Origin of the sequence: Roseimaritima multifibrata (assembly GCF_007741495.1) — a bacterium.
Classification (GTDB): domain Bacteria; phylum Planctomycetota; class Planctomycetia; order Pirellulales; family Pirellulaceae; genus Roseimaritima; species Roseimaritima multifibrata.
Genome location: NZ_CP036262.1, coordinates 5436150 through 5462527 on the forward strand (window position 1 = coordinate 5436150; position 26378 = coordinate 5462527).

The following is a 26378-nucleotide window of genomic DNA, read 5'->3' on the forward strand; positions in this document are numbered from 1 at the left end:
GGTCGTCTCTTCGAAAGTTACGAACCAAACCAAAGGGGTTTGGTTTCAGGAAGAATCTACAATCCCCCTAAGATAGCAACCGACGACCGGTCAAGCAATTCAATCACGCCCTTTCGATCCGGTTTAGAAATCCAAATCGTTCAAATCAGCGACCAAGCGGTCCAGATCGGTATCCGAGGTGTTCTGCTGGCCTGAATCCCCCGTCAGTTCTTTCTTAACGGAAGGCTGCGAAGCGGGGGCGGGCGGGGCAGGGGAGTCCTGGCGAGTGGCGGCAGCCGGCGGCGTTTCGGAAGTCGGCACGGACGCTTTTTTTACGGTTCCTGGAAACTGAATCGGAACCGCGACCACCTGAGCCCCCTGATGAAGCTGCACCAGAGCCTGCTCAAGGATTTCACTGTCGCTGAAATCGCTCCAACGGAAGCAGTAGATTCTCCGTCCTTCCCCGGCCGACGCTTCCTGATCATACGGGTGCGCCGCCCGTCGTCCGCCGATTCCCATCGCCTGCAATTCATCGATGGCATCGTCGGCTGAGTGGTGCGAAACCAAAACGAAATCGCGTTCTTGAGACTCAAAGACCAACCGATCCGTCCCGGAAAGGCTGCCTGAATCGAGTGGGCCAACCAAGCTGACATCAATTCCCGGAGCGGTGATCAACCGCATGACGGCATCCGCTTCCAAAGACTGACGTGCGGTCGATCCGCCCGACGATTGAGCAAGGACAACAGGTAAGCGAACGGCCATAAAACCAAAGCAACAAGTTACGAGGGGAACGATCTGGCGGGCGGAATCTAGAAGCTAAAAAACGAAAGAGTTCACCCAGCCGGTTCAGCGGATCCAACAGCCCTACGAGGCGACGAATCTTTTATTGTCGCCTTTCGCTTCGCGAAAGTTGTGCTTGCGGACGTTCTTTCGCGGAACGAAAGGCGACACTTTTCACAGCCTCAATCAGACGCTTTCAGAAACGAGCAATTCAACCGTTTTTAATTGTAACGAAGCCTCTCCTAGGCACGTACCCCTTCGCCACAGTGCCTACAGAGCGACCGATTCTACTCCTCCGACAATTCGAATTCCAACACGCCCGACTGGCCTGGGCGAAGGGTCTTTCCCTCGGTATCGATATCGACCCAGATCAGACAGTCACGATTCACCGGGTTCAGTTCAGGACTAACAAAAGAGACCTTTCCTTCCACCGCCTGCACGTCATCCCCTGTTTGAATCCGGAAGATCGCGGGGGCTCCAACGTTCAAATGCTCCAAATTCTCTTCGGGTACAAAACCGACCACACGTAACCGAGCGGCATCGACAACCCGGACCACGGGCGTCCCCGCTTCGACCCATTCGCCGACCTGCACCAACACCTCGGCGACCTGACCTTGCCGCGGCGACCGAACGGTGCGTCGTTCCAATTCCATCTCGGCAACTTTCAGTTCCTGAGCTCGTAACGACTCCGTCAATCGATCGATATTCAATTGATGCTCCGCTTGTTCGACCGATAGAACGGCTTGCTCCACTTCTAGTCGCATTTGCTCTAACTCCGATTCACTGACGGAATTTGCGACGCGCTGAACGGCTCCGACTCCGCGATCCAATTGGTTCTGAGACACACTGACGGACTTTTGAGCGAAGCGAAGATCGACATGATTCTGGCCTTCGGCTTGAGCTATTCGCCAGCGTTGAACCGCCTCGCCAAGCTTCACGTCATGCAACTGGCGGTCCAGAATGACCAGAGGCTCTCCCTGATCGACCACTTGGTTCGGCACTGCGATGACCTCCGTAACGACTCCCGAATCGAGACTGGAGACCGCGACATCGTGAATAAAGATTACCTGGGCGTTGGGGACGGATAGCGGTTCGGCTGCCAACAGCAGCCCACTCCAGCCGGTCACCGCCAGAAAACCGAAAACCGCAAAAGCAAATCGCATGGCCTGTAGCACCCGCTGGAACAACAAAAGAGAAGAAAGAGAGAATCGGCAACCTCGCAAAAACGGCACCTAGCCATCGTCACTAAGTGGCTGCTTTGCAAGGGTTTAGGAATCCAAACCAACGATTCCAAATAGCCCCACGCCATCCGCGGCGTCTCTCCCCCGGCGCCGTCCTAGCTTAGCCCGAATTGCTTGCCGTTCAAATTTTGATCCGCTCGTAGTCATCGTAAAGAGCGAACCAAGTATCCCGCAGGTTGGGCCGATGCTGCTGCCAGCGAACCTCGAACAAGGCCAACAGTTCGGCTCGCTCCGCCGGATGCTTGCAGAGCAGTTGTTCCGTAAGCCGACGCGCCAGCGAGTGCTCGACCTGCCCGGCCCACAATTCAGGCAGCCCGCAGACGCGTTGATGTGAAGTCACCAACAACCCAGCGCCACGCCAGCGAACGAATCCGACCAACGCCCAGCGAACCGGCACGGGCAGTTGCTCAAACCCATCGATCACCAGCAAAGAACCAGGGGCGGTTTGAAACGCTGCCGCGATCGACGGGGGGGATTCCCCAGCGTGCAGGGACCAGGAATCGATCGGCGAAAAGCGATCGTGCAGGCCTGCCACCAATTCTTTCAGCAGAGTCGATTTGCCGCTGCCATGGGGCCCCACAATTGCGGCTTGAGGAGATCGCTGTTGGCAGAATTTTTGCAGCAAATCAGAAGAATCCGGTCGTTCAGCCGCCGCATAAAAGGGGAGGGCACCGGGTCGAATAAAGCAGGTCGAAAAAGGATTGCTGTCGAATATTGGCTTCCGTGCTCCGCCCGTGCTAGAAATCGCCACAGGGAGGCGCCACTAACTGAAACGGATGCTGAGCCACCACTTCGCTGCCGCTGGCCGCAAAAATCCGCAACCGTACGCACCAGCGAATCCGAAGCAACTGCCCTTCGTAGCTGAGAGGGCTGTAGGGAAGCTTTGTCGAAAGAACCTGTTCGGAGCACAAATCCATCTGAGCCACATCTTGATGGGCATAGCGACGGAAATAATGAACCTTAAAATCCTCGTCCCCTTTTCCTTCGGTATACCACATCACCGAAATTTCAATTTCTTCGATCGGATCCGAGGTAGACACTTCCGCCGCCGCGGCAGACCCCTTCCAACGAGGGGGATGAATGCGCCAACGACACTCCAAGGTATCTCCCCCCACATATTGGTGGTCGTCCTTACATAGCGTCAGATTCACCGCGGGTTCCGTTTCGGAGGGTGTGCGGCTGGTTGAACGACGACGGGAAAACTTTGGCAGAACGATGGCCACGGGCGTGCTTCTCCACTAACGATCACCTTCCAGTGCACGGCGTTGTGCGAACTCCGAAAGGAGTGCATTGCAGTAGCAGGGATCTTGAGTTCGAATTCTTGTTCCCAAGGGCGTCCCAGGTCAATGGTCAGATCGTATTGATCGAGAATAATTTCCGAAAGAACTCGATTTCGGTCGACTCGGATGTCGGTTCCCTGCCGGAAAGTCGACTCTTCTTCGCAAATCAGTTCAATCTGTATTTTCCGCAACTTCATCCTACCCAGCTGAGCCGCGTACGCGCGATAGGTTCCGCCAGGCTGCAGAGGATGTTCATCGATCTCGACAATGGTCGCTCCGACCCCGGAGGTCCGCTTCAAACATTTGGCGTAATAGCGAAGCACCCAGATGCCAATCATCGCCAATGGGAAGAGCAAACCGGCCAACACCCAACGCGGCCGGTCCGACCAAAACCCCGCGATCACGACAACCAGCAGAACCATCCAAACCGCGTTCCACATCAACGCCAACGCGGCGGCGGCGGCAAGTCGTTTTCCGGGCCAGCTGGTCGTCGGCAGCCGAAAATTCAACTGCATTCCTGGGCTGTCGGTCATCCGCATCCCCGTTGGGACCGCAGGAAATTCGGCAACCGGACGCCCAATCAATTCCAGTTCTTCGGCTCGCTGCGCCAGCACACTGCGGCGTTCACTACTGGCTCCGATCTGCAAAACGCCCAGAATCAGAGCGGCACCGCCGACAACGATCATGGCGGTTGCCAAAGCCACAAAGATCCAAAACCCCAAACCGGTTGCCAGCGGAGGCCAAGGGCCTGCGACAAACCGTTGAGCCAGAGTGAGGGAAAGGATGAAAACGCCGACCAGAAACAGCGTGGCAAAAAAGGCAGCCTCCCCAACCGTGGCGGCTAAACCGCGGCCCGTCAGACGACTGCCGCGTTTTTTACTCCAAGGCTTGGGAAATCGCACTGCGTCAAATACCTAAGCGTCAGCCGGTTTTCGGCCAGGTCGATAAAAACCTAGCTCTTCCAGCGAACTATAAACCTCTTCCAAGGTCTTTTCGCCAAAGTTAGAAATCGAGAGCAGCTTTTTAGGAGTCGCTTGCAGCAAATCCTGGACGGTAAAGATGCCTGTTTCCTCTAGGCAATTTGTCGTCCGTACGGTCAACTTCATCTCGGCGATGCTCATCTGCAAACGCTCGCTGCGAAGTCGACTCAACTCTTCCGCTCGACTAAGGGGAATCCGGGTCATGGCAATTTCCTCCTGTGTTTTGCTAATACCCTGTGATCGAACCCGTTCCTCAGTGGGCAACAGACAGCCGGTTCAATCACAAGCGGAAATCATAGGCGAACCGGACCGCCTTCGCAAAGCCACTAACAGCTGACATCCGCAGAAATCGCACACGAGCTAAATCGCAGCAATGCTAGCAATTGCAAAAGGTTAATGGCGGCGAACGCGTTGGATCAACAACAGGCCAACGCCCAGCAACACGACGTTCCCTAACCAAACGGCATAGGGCGGAAGATTCCCATCCTTTGCTTCATCCAATCCAAAGATGAACAACGGATAATAGAGCAGCAGGATCGGCAGGAAGCACATCCCAAAGGTCGTCCAGTAGTCGGCTGTACGAGCGATCATCCCCAACGGGGCTCCCACGATCACAAAACAAAGGCAACTGAACCCGCCCGCCCAACGCCGCCAGGGTTCGGTCCGCAGCCGGATCAAGCGATAGCTGCCTCCGTGAATCCGCCCTTCAAGCGGCTGCACAGGATCGCGAGCAATTTCATCCCATCGAGACGTCAACAGCGAGAAACCGACCTGCGCGGCCAATTTGCCGCGGTCCTCTTCAACCTGTTTTTCGGTTTTGATCGCCTCTTTGCGCATTCGGTTCAGCGGTAGGTGGCTGGGACTGGCGTCACTGCCCCCTTCCTTTAGGACAGCGCCATCCAGAGAGATCTCGATGACATCCTCCCCTTCAAATTCGCCGCGAAAAGAATTGCCACCGATCAGCTGGCTATCAGTGACGCGCAGAATCAGCGCCATCCGCTCGGGGTCTAGTTCCAGTTGCCCTTCACGGGCCATGATTTGCGTGGGGGCACTCGATCCGCTGCCATACAGCGTGACGGTGGGACCTTCCAGGATTTTGCCATTCACGCCACAAACGGAAATCGAAAAGACTTTGTCGCGGGTGTAGGAATGCTCCGCATTCAAAACCCGGTAGGTGATTTCCTCCAGCGAATGCAAAGCGACTCGCCGCACCCCAGGTTCTCCCCAGGAAACCGCCACATCGCCAAGCCAAACCGCAGCGGGACTTAGTAAAGCCGCAAAGATAAAGGCTGGTTTCATTAACTGAACGGGAGAGACACCGATCGCTTTGACGGTCGACACTTCGCCATCGGCTGCCATCTTCCCATAGACACAACAGACCGCAAATAAGGCGGTCGCAGGGAGGGCGAACTGCAGACTGATCGGCAACACGTAAGGAAGCAGCTCCAGAACCGCCATCGGTCCCATTCCCTCACGAATCAGCTGACGCGCAACGCCGATCACCAGGATCAACATCGTCAGCGCTACCAGCGCCACGCTGAAAATCCGGATAATTTCAAACAGGATGTACCGCGTCAGACGCGTCGGCATACCAAGGTCATTCAAACGAGTCAAAAAAAGACCGAATAAGAAGCGGACACTAACAACCCAGTCCAACCGAACGCAATGGGAATTGAGCTGCCCTGTTCACAGAAAGCAAGTCTGCTGCTTCCACTTCCAGCAACCGAAACGGGGCAGCCTAGGAAGACAGGGCAACCTCATTCGCAAGCAGCAACTTGCTAGCATGCCCCAACAGTTGACTTATTCGCCCTCGGACAGACAACGTGGTTCGCATCCACCAAAACCCAAAAAGAACGGCACGTAAACCAGCGTTACCACCCCACGCGGCCGCTCAGCTTAAAACTCTGTTCAACGAGTGCGTCACCGACTCCCCCCAGAGAGAAAACAAGCGGCATTCGGCTTGGACGCGACCGGGGCGCGAGGATCGCTAGAAGTGTCAACCTATCGCGACAAAAAAACAGGCTAAAAAGAATTCCGCACCAAGTCGTCTCTCCCCTAAAAAAGACAGGTACATTCGCTCACTTTGCACGTTCCTCTAAGTACGATAAGGAACGCGAAGCAGAAGTGTTGGCTACGTTCACGTAGCAATTTCATTGTTTGGATTCCTTCGAATCCCGTCCTCCCCTATAGATACCTCTCCACCTGAACTAGAGCTTCCCCGCAAGAATGTTTAGATTCGCCCCCCCACGCTTAGTAAATTATGGATTGCGATCTTGTCTCGCCCTCTCGATTACCTACCTCCTTACGGCAAACGTGCAGGCAGGAATCCTTACGTTTGATCAAGCTCCCAACGGCTCGACTCCCACGGACAATTCAGGCTTAGGAATAAACGACGCGTACCACATCAACGGAGTCGAAGTGACCTTCGGTTTTGACACGATAGCTGACGGAACCTGGACGGCAGATACGCCTGCCATTTTCGAACAGGTCGGCGATTCAGATTCAGGCAACGGCTTTCAAAGCTACTACGCAGGAGGGGGGCACGACGTAGCACGTCCAGGAGCGTCAAGTTCACTTGGGGATTTCTTCCTTCGGCAACCAAATGCAATCGGAGCATTCCCAGAAGCGTTAGTGATCGATTACGACCAGAACATCTCCGCGCTGAGCGGTGAAATCTGGGACATCGACACCGGGTCCTTTCCGAGCTATGAACAATGGTTAGTTTCTGCATACACCGCAAGCGGAGCATTGGTTGACTCCACTCTCAGTCCGCAGGGGCTCCGTCAAACGGATATCAATTCGCTGGACGGCTTACCATGGACTTTTTCCCTTTCAGGAAACGGCATTCGTAAAGTTACGATTGAGTTTGTCGGAACCACGAGCATTGTTGGCTTGGCGTTCGACAACTTTAATCCCACTGCCGCATCAGCCGTTCCAGAACCGACTTCCTTTGCGATTCTCGGCCTAGGTGCGCTATCGCTTGTTGCTCTACGACGTCGTCGCATGGGCGTCTCATCAGGCACACCACAAGCCTCATAGAGATCGCAAACAACGAAGTTCACGTGGTCCGATACCGACCGTCATTCAGTCATCACAACAGGCTGACGCACGCATCGCGAAGAGAAATAACACCGAGGACGGAACCCAAAACAAGGGCTCTACCATGTGTTGGCACTCACTTCTTCGCGAGCGGAACATGCACGGAACAACGCCAATTGAAAGCCTGGGACGCAAGTCCCAGGAACTTGCCCCTGGCAGAACCCGCACTGGGAAGTGAAAACGTCTCGTCAGCCCCCGACTTTTCTGGCTGCCAAGATCCGCCTTCTCAAAGATTTCCATTTCCGGGATTGGCCCGGAAATAAGCAGGGCCCGCAGACCGCCGAAATCCCGATCGAAAAAGAGTTCAGTTCGTCTCTTCTTCGTCACTGGCGACAGGTAGATCTGCGTCGACTGGCGAATCGGGATTTATTTCGGCCTCGGCATCTGGTTGCTCAGGTTCCGCCAGAGCGTCGAAGAACGGCGCGGCTGGTGACAGGGTAGCATCTTGCATTTTCCCGCCGCCCTCCACGCCAACGCGGGTCTGAATGCTGGTGGATTCTTGCGGCGAAATGCGGCTAGCTGGCGACGCTTCATCGGTCAGCTGCTCTTCCGGCCCGAATGACATCGGGGGACGGGGAATCGCCACCATGGAAGACGTCGCCCGGTCCGGCGTGGGAGTTCGAGCGGAACTTGCCGGATTCCTTTCAAAGGTTTGCGGAGGTCGAGAACCAGGGCCTGGTCCTGATCGTTGCCATGACTGTGGGGCCGTGCCAGGAACCGCTGGCGATGGTGCTCCTCCGTAAGGGTCAAATGTTGGAACTGGATTCGGATTACGGGTCGTCACTGGATTGGGGTACCCGTACTGCGATTGAGCTGCACCAGGAGGCAGCATCGGGCTGAGTGGATTATATTCCCAATCAAGCGAGTCCCTTTCTCCCAGCAGCGATCGATAATGACGGTCGATGATCTTATCGCGTTGGGCCTTGCGTTCCTTCAAGACGGCGTCCGCTTCTTCTGCCGCCCGCAGGATGACTTCCAGTTGATCGAATTGCTTGGCAAGGCGTTCGTCAAATTCGACCTCCAATGCCTTCTTAAATTCCGCCAGATCTTCCGGAGCCCGCTGGTTCGCTGGCGTATTCTGGATCTTCTGTTGTAATCGCAGACGCTCCTGCTGATGTTGAAGATGATCCGAGGCTGGAACAGGCACCGTCCCAAATGGACCTGGCTGCACCATGCCACGATTCTTCCCGTCCCCCGAGGGCACCGCCAGACTGCCACTGAAAGCCCCCCCCCGATCCGCCCCTATGTTGCTGGGCGATTGGATGTTGCGTTGTACAGCAGCGTTGGCGCGATCGGCGGCCACTTGCATCGGAACAACAGTCGTTTTCGGGGTGGGTGCATAGGCACCTGCCGGGGCAACCGATTGGCCAAATCTCGAATCGTCATCCGAAGAAAACGAGTTGCTAGAACGTGTCGTTGCTGGAATGGCAACATATTGATGAGCCTGACGATTCTGGTTGTCTACCACGGAACTTTGGTAACGAACGCTCGGCTGAAGGACGCCCGACGCCAAGCCTCCCACCGCGACACCTGTCCCGAGAAGTGTCAACGCGACACAGAAAAGGCTTAATCGGCGCCATTTTTTGCGAGGCACTGCCTGATGATCCATTTTAATAATCCTTTTCCCATATTCCTAAAGAGACATTAATAACCAGATTGAAAACGATCCCCTGAGGAATCGTTTGTATCGGATACTGGCAAGCCAAGTTCAGCTCGCAGCATCGAAAGCCCTCTTTCGATTTCATTTAAATCTCTCGCAAGCAGTTTGCCGTCCCAGTCGAAATAGGAATCAAAGCTCGCCGGCGACAGATTCTCCACTTCATTTGCTTCCTGCGGCCGGCTTGCTGAATCCGTGGGTTGGACGGCCCTCATTGCATCACTCGGATCCCGCTCGACAACAGCCGAACGTCCGGAATCGCCAGCGAACCGGGCGAAACCTCCCCACACCAAAGCGAGCAGCAGAGAACTGATTGCTAACACGCTCGCTCCGGCCAACCAACGCCCTCGCGCAACCCCCTTCCGCCCACGCTGCAACCCAGCGGGCAATGACACCTGATACGGAGCCCGCGTATGGGCTAAGCAGGATCGCAGCAACTGCACCACTTCATCGGCTGTGGAAACTCGCTGATCAACGTGTGCTGCCATCAAGCGGTCGACCAATCGATCGAACCACTCGGGATAGCGTTCATTAATCTGTTGCACCGGAGCCCGCGAACCATCGCCGATAGAGTTCAGAATCTCCAGCGTCGAATCGCCGCGCACCGGTGGCCGCCCCGTGGCAAGTGAATAGAGTACCCCGCCAAGCGAATAAAGATCACTGCGATGATCAATCACGCCACCACGCGCCTGTTCGGGGCTCATGTACTGCGGAGTTCCCGCAAGCATCCCGCTGCCGGTCAACGTGGCATCATCTAAGGCTCGAGCCAAACCGAAGTCGGTGATCAGAACTCGAAAGCCCCCTTCATCCAACATCAAATTGGCCGGTTTGATGTCTCGGTGCACGATCCCTTGCAGGTGAGCGGCCGACAACCCTTCAGCGACTTGCAGTCCAATTGAAAGGACACGCTCCAGTGACAGCGGCCCCTCCGCATCGAGGTACTGCTGCAAATTCCCACCAGCGATGTAGGGCATCACCAGATAAGGGAGACTACGTTCTGCGGAGATCGCATAAATCGGGACGATATTAGGATGCACGACCGCCGCCGCGGCTTGAGCTTCACGAAAAAAGCGTTGCCGCGCCGCTCCGGTGGTCGCCAACATGGGAGAGAGCAGTTTGATTGCGAGGCTTCGTTGCAGTTGCCGATCCCGCCCCTTCAACACCACCCCCATGCCTCCTTGCCCGACGACTTGGCTGATCGGAATATCATCCAGTTCACCCAATGCCGCTTCGCCCGGGACCGCGTTACCTTCGGTTGGCTTTTGCAGCAGCGCGAGCACCCAGTGCTGCTCCTGCGGAAGCCGACCGTCCGACGGATCGGGAAGGCTTTGCGGAATCGATGTACCAGCCTTCGCGTCATCGGTTCCGTCATCCGGCCCCGTCTCCGCAATCGTTTCGCTTAACTGCGACAACACCTCCCGTGTATCGTTCCACCAATCCTGACTGCCAGCCAGTTGCTCAAGTTGGACACGACATTGACGGCAACCGGTTAGATGATCCGCGACCCGCTGTTGCTCCAGGTTGCCCAGTCGATCCTGTAGCAGGTCGACCAACCGTGTTGGATCGCAATTGAACCCACAAGCGATCATTGAGCATTCTCCCGATACGGTTCGATCAGCCGTTTGATTTTTGCCAAGGTACGGCAGCGGGCAACATAGACCGCCCCGACAGAAAGGCCCAATTCCTCAGCAACCAGTTCAGCCGCTTGCTCCTCGACAGCCGTTCGCCAGAAGGCAAGCCAAGTCGATTCGGCTACCCCTTGGCGAACCTGCTCGGACGCCCAGCGAAATTGCTCGCGTCGGGATTCAAAATCAAACAACTGCGATTCTTCGTTTCCCGAGAACCGTTCTAGCTGCAAAGATGGATCGGAGACCGCATCCGTAACGCCAGCGGAGTCCAAAGGAGAAACCCCATGTGCCTTTGCGGTTTGATGCTTGCGATTTTTCCGCAGCAGGTCGATGGTCGCGTTGCGAGCAATGGTCGATAGCCACGAGCGAAATTTCGCATTGCCATCCGGATCAAAATCCTGGATCCGGCGGCTAAGGATCAGCAAAACCTCTTGCGAAACCTCACGTGCATCTGCGTCTTGCAGCCCATATTTTGTGGCGATCACATAAATCGCACGTTCATAGATCGCACAAAATTCCGTCCACGCGGTCATATCCCGACCGTCATGCAGTCGTTGCAACAAGCTGACGCGAGTGTCGGGAAGAGGCATAAAACCAAGTGGGCAGTGAAAAGGCAGCGTCGAAGGATGGGTCCTAAAACAAGAGCTCCACTACTATTCACGTGCCGACAACTAAAACCTTACACCCGTTTTATCGTTTTTTTTCGTCCCAGGTCAGGAATCGCGTCACCTTTCAATTGAAACGTGCAACGAACACGCAAAGAAAATCTCGCTCCCCAACAAAAGGTCCCCCCCGCAAACGCGACTTTCACAGAGTCAAAGCCAACAATTACTAAATCACCAGCCTCTCCATGTCTCCATGTCTCCATGTCTCCTTGTCTCCTTGTCTCCTTCACTCCTTCACTCCTTCACTCCTTCACTCCTTCACTCCTTCACTCCTTCACTCCTTCACTCCTTCACTCCTTCACTCCTTCACTCCTTCACTCCTTCACTCCTTCACTCCTTCACTCCTCCACTCCTCCACTCTCCGCCTCCACGCATGGTTTCGCGTCGGGAATGAAACGGTAACCGGCGTCTCGGATGGTTAGCAGATGGATCGGTTCCGCGGGATTTTCTTCGATTGCTTTGCGTAGCCTGGCGATAAACTGATCGACGGCTCGGGTTTGCAACTTCCCGGTGATTTCCCAGACTTCGCGGAGCAATTCTTGGCGACTGATCACCCGATTCGGATTGCCCACAAAGTAATGCAACAACCGCAATTCTTTGGGGGTCATTTTAAGAGGGCTTCCCGCTTTGGTCACTTCGTGAGTTTCAAAGTCGACAGTGATCGCACCGAATCCTGCCTTCTTAATCGGAACCTGCCGCATCGGCTCTTCGACCGCTTCGGCAGGTCGCGCATTACTCAGCAAGTTTTTAACCCGGCTTAGCAATTCGGCCAATTCGAATGGTTTGGCCAAATACTGATTCGCTCCCACATCAAACCCTCGCGACCGATCTTCTGCCAAGGTCCTTGCCGACAGCATCAAAACGGGGACCATCGAACCGGTTTCTCGAATCGTTTCACAAACCGCATACCCACTCATTCCAGGCAGCATTAAATCCAGCACCACCAAATCGACCGCGTCCCCGGTTTTCCCCACCACTCGCAGCGCGGTAGGACCGTCTTCGACTAACGTGACGCGGTAACCTTCGGCTTCAAGGTTGTATTTAATCCCAACCCCTAGGTGTTGTTCGTCTTCCACAACAAGAATGTGATGTCGCATCGTTTGCTCTTTCTCTATCTATCAATCATCGCGTTCATTATCGGACACCGTCGCGGGAGTCAGCGACGTGACAACTCCTGGCAGAACCACTTCAAATTCGGTTCCCGACGAATCCTTTCGCCCATGAACCCGCACGGCGCCACCCAGTTTACGAACAATGTTTCGCACCAAGTAAAGCCCCAAACCTGTCCCTTGCCGTGAGCGTTCCAGCTCGCTGCCCAGTCGCACAAATCGTCCAAAGACTTTGCGGCGTTGATTGACGGGAATCCCTTTCCCATTGTCGATGACTCGCACCTCGACCAAATCGGGATCGACGGTTCTCGCCGTCACGATCACTTCGGGCGGGACGCCACCATATTTAAACGCGTTGTCCAACAGGTTGCGAAACACGATTTCCAACTGAATCTGTTTCGTCAACATCGGAATCGGTGGGACCTCTAGGCGGACGGTTTCCGGAGGCAGATGGTAGCGAATGCAGGCGACCTCTGCACAACGCTGCAACAAGTCTTCCAGCTGAAATTCCTCCTCTTCGTTGCTTAGGCTGCCCTTTTCGATCCGTCCGGTATCAAGCAGATGATTGATCAACTGATCCAATCTCTCCACATCGGCCAGCATGAAGCGATGAAAGTCCTGCCGCTGTTTTTCGTCGACGTCGCGAAGCGTCAACGTCTGCAAATACAATTTCAGAGAAGCAATCGGACTCTTCAGTTCATGGGTCACGCTATCGATGAAATTGGACTGCCGGCGATTCAAATTAATGGCTTTCACCGACAGCGTCAGGTAGGTGATCACTCCCCCAAGAACGCAGATCAGCAACACGGTACCGACGGCCAGCAACGCCCAGAAAACAGCAGCCGGAGTCTCTTTGCGAGCCGCAAAGATCGTGACGAAGATCCAGCCAATGGTCAGCAGGACCACCAGCACGATCATCGCCACGCCCAGCGTAATGGGCAATTTCAACGATCGGCGCTCGAACATTGCGACTCCCTAGATCCAACAAGAAAACAACAGAACGCCACCAGCCAACACCACCCGAAAGGGCACAGCCAACCCACCCACGAGAGCCTCGTCCAAACTTGACGGTGCCTGCGACAAACCGCAATCGGTTTGGCAATCCGTGGCCCCATTCACGACATCACTGATTTCTGGGCAGTCAATTCCTATTTTATTGCAAATTGCCCGTGACGCTGAGAGTGGTGGAGTGATAAAATCGCTAGCTTGCTTAGCTGGCATTAGCACAACCGCAGCCTGGCAGGTTGGTAATTAGTAAACGCCAGCGTAACACAGGCGAGTCGACGAGGAAGGTGGAGAGATGGGACAGGAAACAAGCACGCAACGATTCAGTAAACGAACACTCCGCCAGGTAAGCCTTGATTCCGTTCGTGCGCTGACCGGAGCATTTTACTGCCCTGATCGCTCAACCGTCGAGTCCTTTCACTGCATCGATTTCCAGCCGGAAACAGAAACGTCCTTTGGCCGGCAGTTGTGGTACTTCGATGCGATTGCCACGAACGAACACAACCGGGAACTGGTCGTCTACGGATTCCTGGAGTACAGCGAAGAATTTGGATCGATGGAAATCGTGCAAGACGGGGTATTCGAATCGATCGCGCAACGTGCACGATTTGAAACCGTCTATCACACGGCAACGCTTAAACCAACCTGGCGGCACCCCTCGCACCGCTGGCTATTCATCGGCATGACCCTAGTCGGATCGATCTGGCTAGCTTCACTCTTATTAAACAAGCTACTCGCTTCGTAGCCCCCGCGGTCACCACCGCTGCACAGGGCGATACGGTACACTGTCCCTGGTTCGTCTTTCGTCCCTAACCGGGATCGGATAGCAGCGATTTAAGATTTCCTAGAATCCGATACCTTGCGAGTGATTCCTAGGAAGTTCAGGCGAACCGGACAGCAACTTGGTTCGAAGGGGTGGCTGGGAAAAAAGCCCGAGCCGTTTTTTTGGGCGATTGCAAAGAAACCTAGACCAGGCACGAACCCCAATTGCACGCCCCCTATCGCACGGATGGTAGTTCGCACCCTCACGTTCTTTTCTCATTTCCGATTCGTCGGTTAGCCGACGGCTTTCCTTTCAACGAAGGCCTGGGCTAGCTTCCTCCCCAAACAATTGAACGGTTATGTCAGCCTCGGCCGATGATCCCATAATAGAGATCCAAGACCTGCGAAAGACCTATCGCTCGGGCCTTTTGGGAGGCAATCGACTGGAAGCCCTACAGGGAGTCTCCCTTGATGTCCGTCCTGGCGAAGTCTTTGGCCTGCTGGGGCCGAACGGTGCCGGTAAAACGACACTGATTAAAACCTTGCTGGGAATCGTCCGAAAAACGTCGGGGCAAGCAACTTTGTTCGGAGCCCCCGTGGGGACAAGTCGCTCGCGATATCGAATTGGGTATTTACCCGAAAACCTACGTGTTGAAAAACACCACACGGCTCGTTCCGCACTGCAACTTTATGGTCGCCTAAGCGGGCTATCGAATTCGGTTGTCCAGCAGCGGACCGACCCTCTCCTAGAAAAAGTAGGACTGCAAGGTCGTGACCGCGAAACGGTCCGTCGCTTCAGCAAAGGGATGTATCAACGCCTCGGTTTGGCTCAGGCCCTGCTGCATGACCCGGACCTTCTCATTCTAGATGAACCGACCGACGGGCTGGATCCTGTGGGTCGTTCTGAAATGCGCAACCTGCTGCGTCAGTTGCGTGACGAGGGGAAAACGATTTTCCTGAACAGCCATATCCTTCAAGAAGTCGAAGCGGTTTGCGACCGGGTAGCGGTCATGGCAAAAGGAACGCTCCGCGGAGTCGGATCGATCGCGGAACTAACCGCCAACCGTGAATTCATTGAATACCAGGTTCATGTCGCAGGCCCGGTCGACGCGACGTTAGCAGCCATCCCCGATTCGCTCCGCAAGAACGCTTCGGCGGTACCGCTATTGCTCCAAGATGGCAGCGATGGCTGCGAATTGAAATTGAATTGTGATATCGAAGCTGCCGGGGCAGGGGACTTAGACGCTGCGGTCGATGGGCTTCGCAAGCATGGCCTGTCGATTCGCCATGTTCAGCGAGCCAAGCAGTCCCTGGAATCCGCGTTTTTTGCTTTGGTTGATGACACCTCTGAGGAAGTTCGTTGATGGGCCCTTATCTTTCAGTAATCGCCGATTCGTTCCGAGCGGCATCTTCCTCGCGGATCCTTTGGATTGCCCTCTTTTGTGTAGGGATATTCTTGGTCGCGTTAGCGCCCCTTGGATATCGTGAAAATACGGTCGCCACAATCGGACCTTCGGAAATTGTCCGCGCCGATCGCTTGCTTCAGCGTCTGACCGACGGCCAACAGGAATCTCCTTCGCCGGAAAGCAGTATCGCCACTGCGCTCTCGCCCGAATTCAAAGCACGCCTTCAACAAGCAGCGGACACCGAATCCGCTCCCATTCGTGAAGAAGACATCGCCGAGGAACTAAACCAACTAATCGATGCTGAAACCGATCCCTGGTTCGATGAAGAAATCTGGCAAGAAACGACGCAGTTAAAAGAACTGCGCGACCTCAACGCCGAATCGACGTCGGACTTAACCGAAGCCCTGAAACGCCGCCGCTCCCGATTAAGACTTGAAGCAGGGCTGCGCGGTGAAATCCGTCCACGTCCCGAAAAAACGATTTCGATCGTCTATGCGATCTGGGAAACGCCCATCGAATGGCCACTCCCTAAAGCACTCTTTCATCAGGTCCTGGTCGGGTCAATTCTCCCGGTCACGATCAATGGGTTACTGGGATTCGTGGGGATCATCTTAGGAATCTTGGTGACCGCTCCAATGCTTCCGGAAATGTTACAACCGGGATCCCTACACCTCTTGCTAAGCAAACCCATTTCGCGGCCGCTGCTGTACCTTTCAAAGTTTGTCGGTGGCTGTGCATTCATGTTCCTTTGTGTCGGCCCTTTACTGTCAGGAGTCTGGCTTATCCTGGGCTGGCGATTTGACCTTTGGCTACCGGGATTGTTTTACTGCATCCCCGTCTACATGCTGTTGTTCATGGTCTACTACAGCGTTTCTTGCTTGGTGGCCCTCCAATGGAAATCGGCCATCGCCGCCGCGTTGCTTTCGATCGGGTTCTGGGTTGCCTGCGGGGCATTGGGTTTGGTCGGCGTCGCAATGGAAGCCGCCGTTTCGGAGCCTGCGAAAATTGAAAAGGTCGCGTACTTTTCCGATGACGACCGGGACCTTCTCATTTCAACAACCAAACCAGGCCTTATCCGCTCCTGGCAATCGTCCACCGCCCAGTGGCAAGACCTTCCACTGGAACGTTACCGCGGCGAATTTGTCTACATTTTGGGACCGATTCCGATCGGCCCCGATCACTATGCATTGGCTCGCAAGTCCGCGACGCCGATGGGTCTCAGCGGTAAAGGGGATTTAACGATCCTGGACATCAGCAACCCGGAATTGCCCAAAGCCAGACGCAGCATTGTGCTGCCGCATGGCACGACAGAGATCTTCGCAACCACCGACAACGGCATGATCGCCGCAGGGCCTGAAGGGCTTTACTTCGCGACAGCCGCAGCGGTCTTGGATACCCCCACCAAACCACCGACAGGGGGTGGATTCATGGGGCAATTGTCCAACCTACTTACTCCCAACGATGAAACCTTTCGGTCCATCCTGCCACGCAACGTTTACCTCCGCTCGCCGATGGCAGCCCAAATGCTGGAGGACGATCAGATGCTCGTATACTCCGCTGGAATCCTGTTCAGACTGGTGCGTGAATCCTCGGACGAACAACCGGATCAGTGGACCGTTGCTGCCAAACGAAACGTCGAAGGGAATGCTTCCAGCGATACCAAGATCGCGGTAAACCAATCTCAAGTTGCGCTCTACCGCAGTGATGAACCGATTCGTTTTTACGATCGCTCGGACCTTCAATTAGCCGCCGAACTGGAACTGCCCAGCAAAGAGAAATTGCACTCCATCACAGGCAACCCACAGGCCGGCACATTCCTCATCCTGCAATCCGACCAAACGCCACTGCAAATAAAGGGTGGGGCAGAACCCTCTTTTGTGTCGCTCCCGAAAAACATGGTCGACGATTCGATCGAATACTTGCAGTATGACGCCGCAGGGAACCTGTTGGTTGCCTACGACATCGATAGCCTACAGATCCTGCCACCCGACGGCGGAGCGGTCGAAGACCTTCGCCCCAATTTATCGAATTGGCGCCGTGCCAATCGATACCTCGTTCAACCGGCTCGGTACTTGATCCCACAGACGGGAGAATTACGAGCCGAAACGATCCGAGCCGCATTGCAGGGCGATACAACGCAAACGCTGGGTGAAGGCTTGTTTGCGGAAAAGACCAGCCAAAGACTGGACGTCCAGCGTCCAGTCTTCACCTGCCTAGGATTTACCGCACTGATGCTGCTGATCGGCTGCATCAAGTTTGCGCGGCAAGACTATTAAGAGGATAGAATTCAATCCTACCAGTGTTCACGTCGTATAAGGCTCCGGCCACAACGACGCGTCCCTCCTCAACGCCGCGACGAATCACTTCGCTCCGCTCGATAATCTGTTCGACGGTGCGGAGAACATTCTTCTTTGCGATGCTGTCGACGTAGTCTTCGCTTGGTTCTTCCTTGGACTGCTTCAATACCTGTAGCTCACTTGGATCTATCGAAGCGATGATCTCATCAACGATCACCGGCAGATGAGCACACCCGGTCGCCTCTTTAGCATCCTGCCCCGATGCGAGCAGACCTACCGAAGAGGTCACCGCACCACAACGCGTATGTCCCATCACCAATACCAACTTGACTCCGGCCACTCCAACACCGTATTCGATGCTTCCCAGGGTGTAGGAACCAATCACATTGCCCGCGACGCGAACACTGAAAATATCTCCCACGCCAAGGTCAAAGACAAGTTCTGCGGGGACTCGAGAATCGATGCAGCTAAGGACCGCAGCAATCGGATTTTGCCCCTTTGCGGTCGCATGGATTTGACGCCCAAAGTCGCGGTTCAGACGCTGCCCTGTCACGAATCGGCGGTTCCCTTCTTTTAGCATTTCCAGAACCTGCTCTGCCGACGCTTTGTCCTGTAGTTCACGCGTCGAATAATCGGCAAACTGAATCTCATCCTGAAGCCCATAACGGGCACGGAAACCACGCAGGCTGACACGGACGCCACGAGCTGGCGCCACGTTGCCCTTAAAGTCACGGATCATTCCCAACACATCGGGATCGATGTAATCGGTATCCGAAGCATCGATCAAGATGTGTGTGTCACGCGGAGCCTGCTGAAAGATTCGGTCCAACGCAGCACGATTCAAGAAACTAACTTGATTGGCCAATTCAACATGCAGCACGTCTCCGCCCAATCGCGACTCGACCACACGACGGATCGGACGTCTTAGATTGCTATTCAAAATGAACAACAGGCTGACCCCCAATCCAATCAGAATTCCAATCAACAGGTCGGTAGCGACAATCGCGACCAAAGTGACGATGAACGGTATGAACTGGTAACGTCCCTCGTTCCACATTTTTTTGAACAGGGCGGGGCTGGCCAATTTAAAACCGGTTACCAACAGGATCGCAGCCAAGGCTGCCAACGGAATTCGATTCAGCAACCCGGGCAATAGAACCACGCTCCCCAACAGCAAACCGCCATGGAAGATCGCTGAAAGCTTCGAATTACCACCAGCATTCACGTTCACCGAACCGCGAACAATCACCGAAGTGATCGGAAGTCCACCGATGAATCCCGAAACCATATTCCCCACCCCTTGAGCGACCAATTCGCGACTAGGAGGAGAATTGCGATGTTTGGGGTCGATCTTGTCGACCGCTTCCAAGTTCAAAAGCGTTTCCAATGAAGCGACAATCGCGATCGTGACGCCCCCTAAGTAGACCGCAGGATTGGCAAGCAGGGCGAAGTCAGGAAAGACAAAAAACCCTTTGAATTCTGCGAAACTGGAGGCGATCGGCAACTGCACCAAATGCTCGTTTGCGGCAACCCAGGACTCACTCCTCGTCTTAAATAATTCGTTCAGCACGATACCCAGGACAACGGCGACCAACGGGCCAGGCACCTGAGTCTTTTTCAGCAACGGAATTTTCTCCCACAGAACCAAAACGGCAATGCAGGCAAACCCGATGACCATCACTCCCTCGTGGATATCCCCCACAAGCGAATAGAAAACACTGCTAAACGTATTTTCGCCGTCTGTCTGCCAGAACGACATTTCGCCTTCGGGATCCGAATCATGCCCGAACAAGTGAGGAATCTGCTTCAAAATCAGCAGGACACCAATCGCGGCCAACAGTCCCCGAATCACACTGGACGGGAAGAACGCCGACAGGGCCCCCGCTTTGGCGACTCCCAAAGCAACTTGCAGCAGACCGCCGATCACGACCGCTAACAAGAACCCTTCAAAGCCAAGAGAACTAATCTGGGCCGCTACGATGGCCACCAAACCGGCGGCCGGTCCGCTAACACTGGTACTCGATCCGCTCAACACGCCAACCACAATACCGCCGACAATCCCTGCGATCAGCCCCGACATCGGATCGGCACCCGATGCCAATGCGATTCCTAAGCAAAGCGGCAGGGCGACCAGTGCCACAACCACCCCGGCAATGAGGTCTTTTCCTAGATTGGCTGGTTTGAGCATTGACTGGAGCGAATCCTCTGCAACCGCGGAGGTCTCACCTGGAGTTTCATTCGTCATCGATTTATCGCTTTCTAAGTTGCAGAGTCGTTAAGCTGCATTCGCACGTGCTGGTAGTAAAAAATCCTCTTCATTACGCTGCAAGCACTCCGCATCCTGGGCGTCGTTTCAAAGTTCTTCCGCGGTCGATGGACCGGATAACGGTCTATCCGAGGGAAAACGTCTATCAATAGATTAGCGATTCGTGAAACGGCAGACCGTTCCCGTTGGCAACCAGCAAAGACAACATGCGGGTTACCCTAAATCCTACCACTCTATGTGCAGACGATTCCTGCCATGAACCTAAAACTTCAAATGAACGCTACGGTTTTGAACCGCAGGTCTTCGACAGCCGAATTCAAGAGGCGAATTGCCTTCCCTACCAATCCGCTAGCAGCGCAGCGGGGCTCGGATTCCATTAGCAAGACGATGCCCAGTAAAAGGGCGTTGAAGCGGTAGAAAGAAAGACCCATGCCGCTTTGCAGCCTGGGTCCAAACCACTTCCCAAGGACGAATTTCCGCAACATGACAACGTCGAACTTGCTCTTCTTCGATCAACGAAGGCCGCTCGTGAATGTCTTCCGCAAGCGTCGTCTGAGTTCCTGAGGCCATCGTCAGCACGGGCGCAGGTACGAAGAACACGCCGCAAGGAACTGCGAACGCGAACATCATCAGGAGAAAGGATCGACGAATCCCAGCGAACATTAGCGGCTAAATTAGGGTCACGAAATCGTTACAGATAACCTGTACGATAGAAAACTAATCGTATTCGTCAACTAGAAAACTTGAGCAAATTCAAAGACTGCGGATTCTGTCTCAGCCGCTTCCTACCCTCTGTCCCAGGCGATGAACGCAGAAAATCGCGGCCAAGCGATCCGAATCCATCGTTTCCCTTAGGGACGCTGGCGAGATTGCAGTCGCTGCTGTTCCTGCAGAACTTTTTCCATCGGGCTTAACGCCGGAGTCCTTTGAGAAGGGAGCGATATGGGGCCCCGAACCCCGCCTGGATTCGCTTGCAGAACCGCTTCTTGCCACACATCGATCTGCATCCCGTCACGCAGGGCGTTGCCCGCAGGCAGGGGAAAAATGCCTACGCTTTTGGCTTGATAGTTGACGTCTTCTATAACGTTGGGGCTTTTTCCCGTTCGGTCGATCGCGATCGATTGCAAAAACTTTTCGTAGACGCTGATGTCGTACAAAATCGCCGGAGGAACGACCGTGATGAACTCATCCACATGGATACGCCCGGTCGAATCGGAGACCTCATAGCGTTCGATGATCTCGCCCCCCAGGTCACGCTCCAGCGATACGGGAATACTTTGGCCGGGTTGAATCGACTGCTGCGGATACGATCGCTGATTCATCAGGTCGGTTAACACGATTCTGATTTCGCTGCGATGGGAATTGAACAACTGAATGCGTGCGGGTCGGCCTGCTGGTAGGGGGCGGTATTCATGCTGCACCAAACGGACGACGGGCAAATGCAAATGGGCAGGTGGTCTTTGATAACTTGCCAACCAGAATTGAGAATTTACCTGACTGGTCGGTTCCAAACGCACCACCCCGCGAGTATTCCCCGCGAGGCTTTGCCCGGGAAAGCCGACACTGTCCAAGCGAATCGCGGCCCCCTGTCCACTCACCCGCCACAGCTGATTTGCGTCGCGTCGGCTGATCTGCAGCACCACAGGGCCGGCCAGCGCGGTAGCAGTCAACGACCACAACTTTCCATGATCTGACAATTGAATCCGAACAAGATTCTGGTTGACCGGAGTGATCACCCAAAACTGCGCCGGATCGGCGATCGGCAGGGACATTCGCACAGGGATTCCCGCAATGCCTTCCAATACCAATCCCCGCTGGTCGGCATCGGCAGTCGTCAAACGGCCTCGCTGCTGAGGCTGAACGACCGCAGCATTTGCGACAGGAAGATTCAACACCAACGGTTGAAAGCCGCCTGCTGGATTCGCTGGCGGATTGGGCGGACCTTGCGCCCCGGCGACGGATGTTAACACGATGGCCCACCCCACAAACAAACACCGGATAACCACTGTGCTAAACCGTTTCGTGATCGACTTGGGATTTGGCATGATTGGTCTCGCGATGCAAAGATTAGGGTTAGGAGCTACTTTCACCATCACTATCAAGCGAATCGACTGGACTGCCAACGCTGACGTCACTTTCATCGCTGACGCCACTTTCACTGACCTCACTCTCGCCACGCTGCGTGGGGTCCGGTAATTCCTGAACCGGTTTCGTGGCCGCTTCTTCAACCACTTCCCAAGGATTCTTCCAATCACCCCAGCACGATAAATAATCGACGTATGCCTGGCACTCCCCCGAGCGTTCCACAAGCCAACGATGGGTTTGTTCGACCAACTCGGCTTCGCGCGCCAGGTCGATCCGGCCGTTAAGAACCGAAGTCCTCAAGAAGACAAAGTAGGTATCCAGAACATCGCAGCGACAATAGTCACTGATTTCTTGCAGTTTGCCCTGATTCCACATCTCTTGGACTTGGTCTCCCTTCGTCGCCATCTTTCCAGGCTTGCCAATCAGCGTTGCTGCGAGGTCCAAGCCACCTCGGAACCAACAGGAACCGTAATTGGTGAGGATCTCGTGCAGATCCAAATGGGCGTTTGCGTTGTATCGATTTCGAGGATGCGTGTAGGACGCCCCTTTGTTGTGAAACCAATCTTTTAAATTCAATCCGTATCGAAAAGCGGCAAGCTCCATAACCGGGATATCGAAGCCTCGGCCGTTAAACGTCACCCACGTCGGATGGTGATAGTGCTCCCACCCTCGCCAAAAGTGTTGGGTCATGACATGCGAACGGAACTGCGGTTCGTCCAACGAAACCAGATCGACCATATTCAGATCGCTATCGACCTTGGCAACCACCACAGCGATTGGAATCTGAAAGGTATGCGGGATAAAATCACGTCCTTTCTGAGTTTCCCGCAGTTCTTCCTGAAAACGTTCAATCGCTTCAGCAGGTTCCAGTTCCTCCGTCGGATACTTCACCGCCGCGACAAGTTGCCCATCGGCGATGGTTTCTACATCAAACAGCAGAAATTCGATCTTCTTTGCTGTGGCCAACCGCCTATCTCCCTATCGCGTGTCGATCTGTCACAATGCTGATTCATTCAAAGTTTATTGTAGCGAGTTCCCTTCATCAGGCGTCCCCATGTCTAATCAAATCAACCGAGACCGTTTACTAGAGCGTTTCCTTGCCTACGTTGGCGTCGACACGGCCGCCAATCCCGACACGACACGTTACCCCAGCAGTGCAGGGCAGTGGGAACTTGGGAACCTTTTGACTCAGCAACTAGAAGATCTAGGAGCCGACTATCCTCACCAGGACGAACATGGCTTGGTCTGGGCCAGCGTGCCTGCAACCGATGGTGGAAACAGCCCAACGATCGCGTTGATCGCCCACTTGGATACATCGCCGGAAGCCCCCAGCGCCAACATCAGCCCTCAGGTGATCAAGAACTACGAAGGAGGCGATATCCTGCTGCCGAGCGGGCAGGTTATCCGTGTCGACCAGACTCCGGAACTGAACGACCTGATCGGTTCAACGTTGATCACAACAGACGGGACCACGCTGCTAGGGGGCGATGACAAAGCAGGCGTTGCGATCATCATGGAATTGGCTCAGCACCTGATCGAAAATCCTCATCTAGAACACGGGACGGTCCGCATCCTCTTTACCTGCGACGAAGAAATCGGCCGCGGTACCGACAAGATCAACCTTTCCAAACTCGATGCAGCGGCAGCTTATACGCTCGACGGAGGGGGTGCTGGCGACCTGGATGTGGAAACGTTCTCGGCCGATGCCGCGACGGTCACGTTCCGCGGTCACAACATTCACCCCGCAATCGCCAAAGGTCGAATGGTCAACGCGGTCCGCGCGGCCGCTTATTTCGTCGATTTACTTCCACGCGATCAACAAACCCCGGAAACCACTTCCGGTCGCGAGGGCTTTATCCATGCCCACAACATTCATGGAGGCGTTGGAAATGCCACGGTGGAATTAATCCTGCGAAGCTTCGATACCGCCGAACTTGACCTGTTTGCCGATCAAATCAGAACACTTGCCGAAACGGTTCAGGAACATTTCCCCGGGCTGCAAGTGGATGTTCAAGTCCGTTCACAGTACCGAAACCTTGCCGAGGGTTTACAACAATCCCCCGAAGTGGTGCAATTTGCCGAACAGGCTTACCAAAACCTGCAGCGAACCTATCGAAAGACCATCATTCGAGGCGGCACCGACGGTTCGCAACTGACCGAAAAGGGGCTGCCAACGCCCAACCTTTCCAGCGGCCAACACAACATCCACGCGGTTCACGAATTTGCCTGCCTTGATCAAATGGAAGATGCAATCGAACATCTTGTGGAACTACTGCGGCTGTGGAGCCAACAAGCTAAATCCTAGTCCCATGTTCAATCGCGATCATCGTTTGCAGGAACGGGACGATCCGAAACCATTTCACTCTGCCTTTCACATTTACTTTTAAATACGAATTATGCCTGACCAAGAATTAACTGCCGATTTGGTCCGCAGTCTACTGGAAACGTTCCCCGATCCCGAAACAGGTCGACCAATTGGAACGATGGGACAACTGGGCGACATTCAGGTTGAAAACAAACACGCCAAGATTGCATTAGGACTCTCCACACACTCCTACCCAATCGCTAACGAAGTCAAAGAACAGATCGCGTCGTTGGTCGCCGCCAAGATCCCCGGAACCACGGTCGACATTACCGTCCATCCACATGCCCGTCCGCCAGCTCGCTCAGGGCAGGCAGGGCTGCGCATCAAGACAGTGATCGCGGTCGGTTCTGGCAAAGGAGGCGTCGGCAAGAGCACGGTTGCAGCCTCGTTAGCGGTCACGCTGGAACTGCTGGGAGCCAAAGTGGGTCTGATGGACGCCGATGTTTATGGTCCTAGTATCCCCCACCTATTTGGGCTGACAGGGAAACCCGAACTAACTCCCAACAAGAAGATCGTCCCGATCAAATCGGGTGACCTTCCGGTGATCTCGATGGGCTTTTTTGTGGAACCAGACCAAGCGGTTATTTGGCGTGGTCCGATGCTTCATCAATCGATCAACCAGTTCCTCGGTGAAACCGACTGGGGTGAACTGGATTACTTGGTCATCGACATGCCCCCTGGGACGGGCGACGTCGCGTTGACGCTCTCACAGGGCGCAGTTCCCATCGCAGGCGCCGTCGTCGTCTGCACGCCTCAGGAGGTGGCTCTGCTGGACGCCGTGAAAGCGATCAGCATGTTCCGTACGGTTAAAATCCCGGTTGCCGGGATTGTTGAAAACATGAGCGGATTCGTTTGCCCCGACTGCCACAAGCGTTACGACATCTTTGGCTCCGGCGGCGCACGCGACAAAGCCGAAGAACTTTCGCTACCGTTCTTGGGCGAACTGCCCATCGATCCGATTCTCCGCAAAGCCGGCGACGCCGGTGAACTGGCTGCGGTGATCCGCAGCGACGCACGTGCCAGAGCTCCACTGGAAAAGGTAGCCCGCGCTTTGGTACGAAACTTTGCCCAGCAAGCGGCTCTCACGCCACCGAAGCCGTCGTTGCCAACGCTCTAGCGTCTAGCAACACACCGGCGGTCGGTTCCTTCCCGGCGCGTCACTTTTAAACGCCTGTAAGCGTATGGATTGCTTACGGCTTGGCCCGACTGGTGCACGAGCGCCTGCCTAAACGGGCACGCCCCTCTTGCTCTCGCAACGGGGCGACCGAGCCGTCAGCATGTAGTCGCGAACCGGGGGGGCAAACCTGGCAACGGAACTCACAAAGCCAACGAAAAAACCGCACCGAGTTTACCTCGATACGGTTTCAAATAATTCGACTTGATGAAGCTAAAGAGAGTGATCTCCAGCTTATTTTCGGCGAGTTGCCGTTTTCTTGCGAGGAGCAGCCTTGGAGACGCGTTTTTTAGCGGCGCGTTTCTTGGCGGTCTTCTTAGCAACTTTCTTAGTCGCTGTCCGTTTGACAGCCTTCTTCTTAGCAACTTTCTTCGTTGCGGTGCGCTTTGCAGCTTTCTTCACAACCTTTTTAACGGCACGCTTTTTAGCGACACGCTTTTTGGCTGCAGTTTTCTTTGCTGCGGTCTTCTTGGCTGCGGTTCGTTTAACAGCAGTCTTCTTAGCAACTTTTTTGGCTGCAGTTTTTGCAGCACGTTTCTTCTTGGCCATGGGTTCCTCCGCGAAAAGGAAACATGACGGGACTTTTGCGTCTTGCGAATT

Annotated in this window: 22 protein-coding genes; 6 read left to right on the forward strand and 16 right to left on the reverse strand. The window is 54.7% G+C overall.

The genetic code is table 11. The features are described 5' to 3' along the window. Positions 1–123: 123 nt before the first annotated feature. The 7 genes from FF011L_RS19705 to FF011L_RS19735 all read right to left on the reverse strand — a co-directional run bounded on the left by FF011L_RS19705 (position 124) and on the right by FF011L_RS19735 (position 5874). The gene (locus tag FF011L_RS19705; RefSeq protein ID WP_145353546.1) at positions 124–741 is read right to left on the reverse strand and encodes a hypothetical protein; all 618 of its coding nucleotides are present in this window, start codon (positions 739–741) and stop codon (positions 124–126) included. A gap of 305 nt (positions 742–1046) precedes the next feature. Beyond that, a complete protein-coding gene (locus FF011L_RS19710; RefSeq protein ID WP_145353548.1) occupies positions 1047–1922 on the reverse strand; it encodes an HlyD family secretion protein in 876 nt (291 codons plus the stop codon). 199 nt (positions 1923–2121) lie between these two features. Next, on the reverse strand, positions 2122–2625 hold the full coding sequence (locus tag FF011L_RS19715; RefSeq protein WP_145353550.1) for a P-loop NTPase family protein: 504 nt from the start codon (positions 2623–2625) through the stop codon (positions 2122–2124). A 112-nt stretch (positions 2626–2737) separates the two neighbouring features. Then, positions 2738–3040 carry a hypothetical protein gene (locus tag FF011L_RS19720; RefSeq protein WP_145353552.1) on the reverse strand — a complete coding sequence of 101 codons (303 nt, stop codon included), beginning with the start codon at positions 3038–3040 and terminating at the stop codon, positions 2738–2740. 107 nt (positions 3041–3147) lie between these two features. Further along, a complete protein-coding gene (locus FF011L_RS19725; protein WP_145353554.1) occupies positions 3148–4182 on the reverse strand; it encodes a hypothetical protein in 1035 nt (344 codons plus the stop codon). 12 nt (positions 4183–4194) lie between these two features. Further along, complete coding sequence (locus FF011L_RS19730) at positions 4195–4464, reverse strand: DNA-directed RNA polymerase subunit alpha C-terminal domain-containing protein (RefSeq protein WP_145353555.1); 270 nt, start codon at positions 4462–4464, stop codon at positions 4195–4197. Positions 4465–4653: 189 nt separating this feature from the next. After that, the gene (locus FF011L_RS19735) at positions 4654–5874 is read right to left on the reverse strand and encodes an LptF/LptG family permease (protein WP_246109526.1); all 1221 of its coding nucleotides are present in this window, start codon (positions 5872–5874) and stop codon (positions 4654–4656) included. A gap of 651 nt (positions 5875–6525) precedes the next feature. On the opposite strand from FF011L_RS19735, the gene FF011L_RS19740 reads away from it, so the two are divergent. Continuing rightward, positions 6526–7299 carry a PEP-CTERM sorting domain-containing protein gene (locus tag FF011L_RS19740; RefSeq protein ID WP_218932754.1) on the forward strand — a complete coding sequence of 258 codons (774 nt, stop codon included), beginning with the start codon at positions 6526–6528 and terminating at the stop codon, positions 7297–7299. Positions 7300–7663: 364 nt separating this feature from the next. Here the strand turns inward: FF011L_RS19740 and FF011L_RS19745 are convergent, their stop codons facing one another. The 5 genes from FF011L_RS19745 to FF011L_RS19770 all read right to left on the reverse strand — a co-directional run bounded on the left by FF011L_RS19745 (position 7664) and on the right by FF011L_RS19770 (position 13384). Next, positions 7664–8968, reverse strand: coding sequence for a hypothetical protein (locus FF011L_RS19745; RefSeq protein ID WP_145353559.1), 1305 nt, complete (start codon positions 8966–8968; stop codon positions 7664–7666). 35 nt (positions 8969–9003) lie between these two features. Continuing rightward, the gene (locus FF011L_RS19750; protein ID WP_145353561.1) at positions 9004–10605 is read right to left on the reverse strand and encodes a serine/threonine-protein kinase; all 1602 of its coding nucleotides are present in this window, start codon (positions 10603–10605) and stop codon (positions 9004–9006) included. Next, positions 10602–11234, reverse strand: coding sequence for an RNA polymerase sigma factor (locus tag FF011L_RS19755; protein WP_145353563.1), 633 nt, complete (start codon positions 11232–11234; stop codon positions 10602–10604). Before FF011L_RS19755 ends, FF011L_RS19750 begins: the two co-directional genes overlap by 4 nt. A gap of 413 nt (positions 11235–11647) precedes the next feature. Then, complete coding sequence (locus tag FF011L_RS19765; protein WP_145353567.1) at positions 11648–12406, reverse strand: response regulator transcription factor; 759 nt, start codon at positions 12404–12406, stop codon at positions 11648–11650. A 21-nt stretch (positions 12407–12427) separates the two neighbouring features. Further along, positions 12428–13384, reverse strand: a complete 957-nt coding sequence (locus FF011L_RS19770) for a sensor histidine kinase (RefSeq protein WP_145353569.1) — start codon at positions 13382–13384, stop codon at positions 12428–12430. A 334-nt stretch (positions 13385–13718) separates the two neighbouring features. Here FF011L_RS19770 and FF011L_RS19775 point away from each other — a divergent pair, with 334 nt between their 5' ends. The 3 genes from FF011L_RS19775 (at position 13719) to FF011L_RS19785 (ending at position 17867) form a co-directional block, all read left to right on the forward strand. Beyond that, positions 13719–14168 carry a hypothetical protein gene (locus FF011L_RS19775; RefSeq protein ID WP_145353571.1) on the forward strand — a complete coding sequence of 150 codons (450 nt, stop codon included), beginning with the start codon at positions 13719–13721 and terminating at the stop codon, positions 14166–14168. A gap of 376 nt (positions 14169–14544) precedes the next feature. Next, on the forward strand, positions 14545–15549 hold the full coding sequence (locus tag FF011L_RS19780; protein WP_145353573.1) for an ABC transporter ATP-binding protein: 1005 nt from the start codon (positions 14545–14547) through the stop codon (positions 15547–15549). Further along, positions 15549–17867: an ABC transporter permease gene (locus tag FF011L_RS19785; RefSeq protein WP_145353575.1), complete on the forward strand. Its 2319-nt coding sequence runs from the start codon at positions 15549–15551 to the stop codon at positions 17865–17867. Before FF011L_RS19780 ends, FF011L_RS19785 begins: the two co-directional genes overlap by 1 nt. On the opposite strand, the gene FF011L_RS19790 is transcribed toward FF011L_RS19785, so the two are convergent. From FF011L_RS19790 to FF011L_RS19800, 3 genes are all read right to left on the reverse strand, one after another. After that, the gene (locus FF011L_RS19790) at positions 17842–20133 is read right to left on the reverse strand and encodes a bifunctional SulP family inorganic anion transporter/carbonic anhydrase (RefSeq protein WP_145353577.1); all 2292 of its coding nucleotides are present in this window, start codon (positions 20131–20133) and stop codon (positions 17842–17844) included. The two genes, FF011L_RS19785 and FF011L_RS19790, sit on opposite strands and share 26 nt — an antisense overlap. Before the next feature lie 872 nt (positions 20134–21005). Further along, entirely contained in the window at positions 21006–22199 is a 1194-nt protein-coding gene (locus tag FF011L_RS19795) for a hypothetical protein (RefSeq protein ID WP_145353579.1), read from the reverse strand. Positions 22200–22227: 28 nt separating this feature from the next. Continuing rightward, positions 22228–23205, reverse strand: coding sequence for a 3'-5' exonuclease (locus FF011L_RS19800; protein WP_246109527.1), 978 nt, complete (start codon positions 23203–23205; stop codon positions 22228–22230). Between the two features lie 88 nt (positions 23206–23293). On the opposite strand from FF011L_RS19800, the gene pepT reads away from it, so the two are divergent. Then, positions 23294–24544: a peptidase T gene (gene pepT, locus FF011L_RS19805; RefSeq protein WP_145353581.1), complete on the forward strand. Its 1251-nt coding sequence runs from the start codon at positions 23294–23296 to the stop codon at positions 24542–24544. Between the two features lie 91 nt (positions 24545–24635). Further along, positions 24636–25721: an Mrp/NBP35 family ATP-binding protein gene (locus FF011L_RS19810; RefSeq protein WP_145353583.1), complete on the forward strand. Its 1086-nt coding sequence runs from the start codon at positions 24636–24638 to the stop codon at positions 25719–25721. A gap of 291 nt (positions 25722–26012) precedes the next feature. Here FF011L_RS19810 and FF011L_RS19815 read toward each other — a convergent pair whose 3' ends face one another. Then, entirely contained in the window at positions 26013–26327 is a 315-nt protein-coding gene (locus FF011L_RS19815; protein WP_145353585.1) for a histidine biosynthesis protein HisIE, read from the reverse strand. Positions 26328–26378 lie beyond the last annotated feature (51 nt).

Bases quoted from the DNA above. Each gene is read 5' to 3' on its own strand.
- FF011L_RS19705 (WP_145353546.1), bottom strand. From the start codon at position 741: ATGGCCGTTCGCTTACCTGTTGTCCTTGCTCAATCGTCGGGCGGATCG.
- FF011L_RS19710 (WP_145353548.1), bottom strand. From the start codon at position 1,922: ATGCGATTTGCTTTTGCGGTTTTCGGTTTTCTGGCGGTGACCGGCTGG.
- FF011L_RS19730 (WP_145353555.1), bottom strand. From the start codon at position 4,464: ATGACCCGGATTCCCCTTAGTCGAGCGGAAGAGTTGAGTCGACTTCGC.
- FF011L_RS19745 (WP_145353559.1), bottom strand. From the start codon at position 8,968: ATGGATCATCAGGCAGTGCCTCGCAAAAAATGGCGCCGATTAAGCCTT.
- FF011L_RS19750 (WP_145353561.1), bottom strand. From the start codon at position 10,605: ATGATCGCTTGTGGGTTCAATTGCGATCCAACACGGTTGGTCGACCTG.
- FF011L_RS19755 (WP_145353563.1), bottom strand. From the start codon at position 11,234: ATGCCTCTTCCCGACACTCGCGTCAGCTTGTTGCAACGACTGCATGAC.
- FF011L_RS19765 (WP_145353567.1), bottom strand. From the start codon at position 12,406: ATGCGACATCACATTCTTGTTGTGGAAGACGAACAACACCTAGGGGTT.
- FF011L_RS19770 (WP_145353569.1), bottom strand. From the start codon at position 13,384: ATGTTCGAGCGCCGATCGTTGAAATTGCCCATTACGCTGGGCGTGGCG.
- FF011L_RS19775 (WP_145353571.1), top strand. From the start codon at position 13,719: ATGGGACAGGAAACAAGCACGCAACGATTCAGTAAACGAACACTCCGC.
- FF011L_RS19780 (WP_145353573.1), top strand. From the start codon at position 14,545: ATGTCAGCCTCGGCCGATGATCCCATAATAGAGATCCAAGACCTGCGA.
- FF011L_RS19785 (WP_145353575.1), top strand. From the start codon at position 15,549: ATGGGCCCTTATCTTTCAGTAATCGCCGATTCGTTCCGAGCGGCATCT.
- FF011L_RS19790 (WP_145353577.1), bottom strand. From the start codon at position 20,133: ATGACGAATGAAACTCCAGGTGAGACCTCCGCGGTTGCAGAGGATTCG.
- FF011L_RS19795 (WP_145353579.1), bottom strand. From the start codon at position 22,199: ATGCCAAATCCCAAGTCGATCACGAAACGGTTTAGCACAGTGGTTATC.
- pepT (WP_145353581.1), top strand. From the start codon at position 23,294: ATGTCTAATCAAATCAACCGAGACCGTTTACTAGAGCGTTTCCTTGCC.
- FF011L_RS19810 (WP_145353583.1), top strand. From the start codon at position 24,636: ATGCCTGACCAAGAATTAACTGCCGATTTGGTCCGCAGTCTACTGGAA.
- FF011L_RS19815 (WP_145353585.1), bottom strand. From the start codon at position 26,327: ATGGCCAAGAAGAAACGTGCTGCAAAAACTGCAGCCAAAAAAGTTGCT.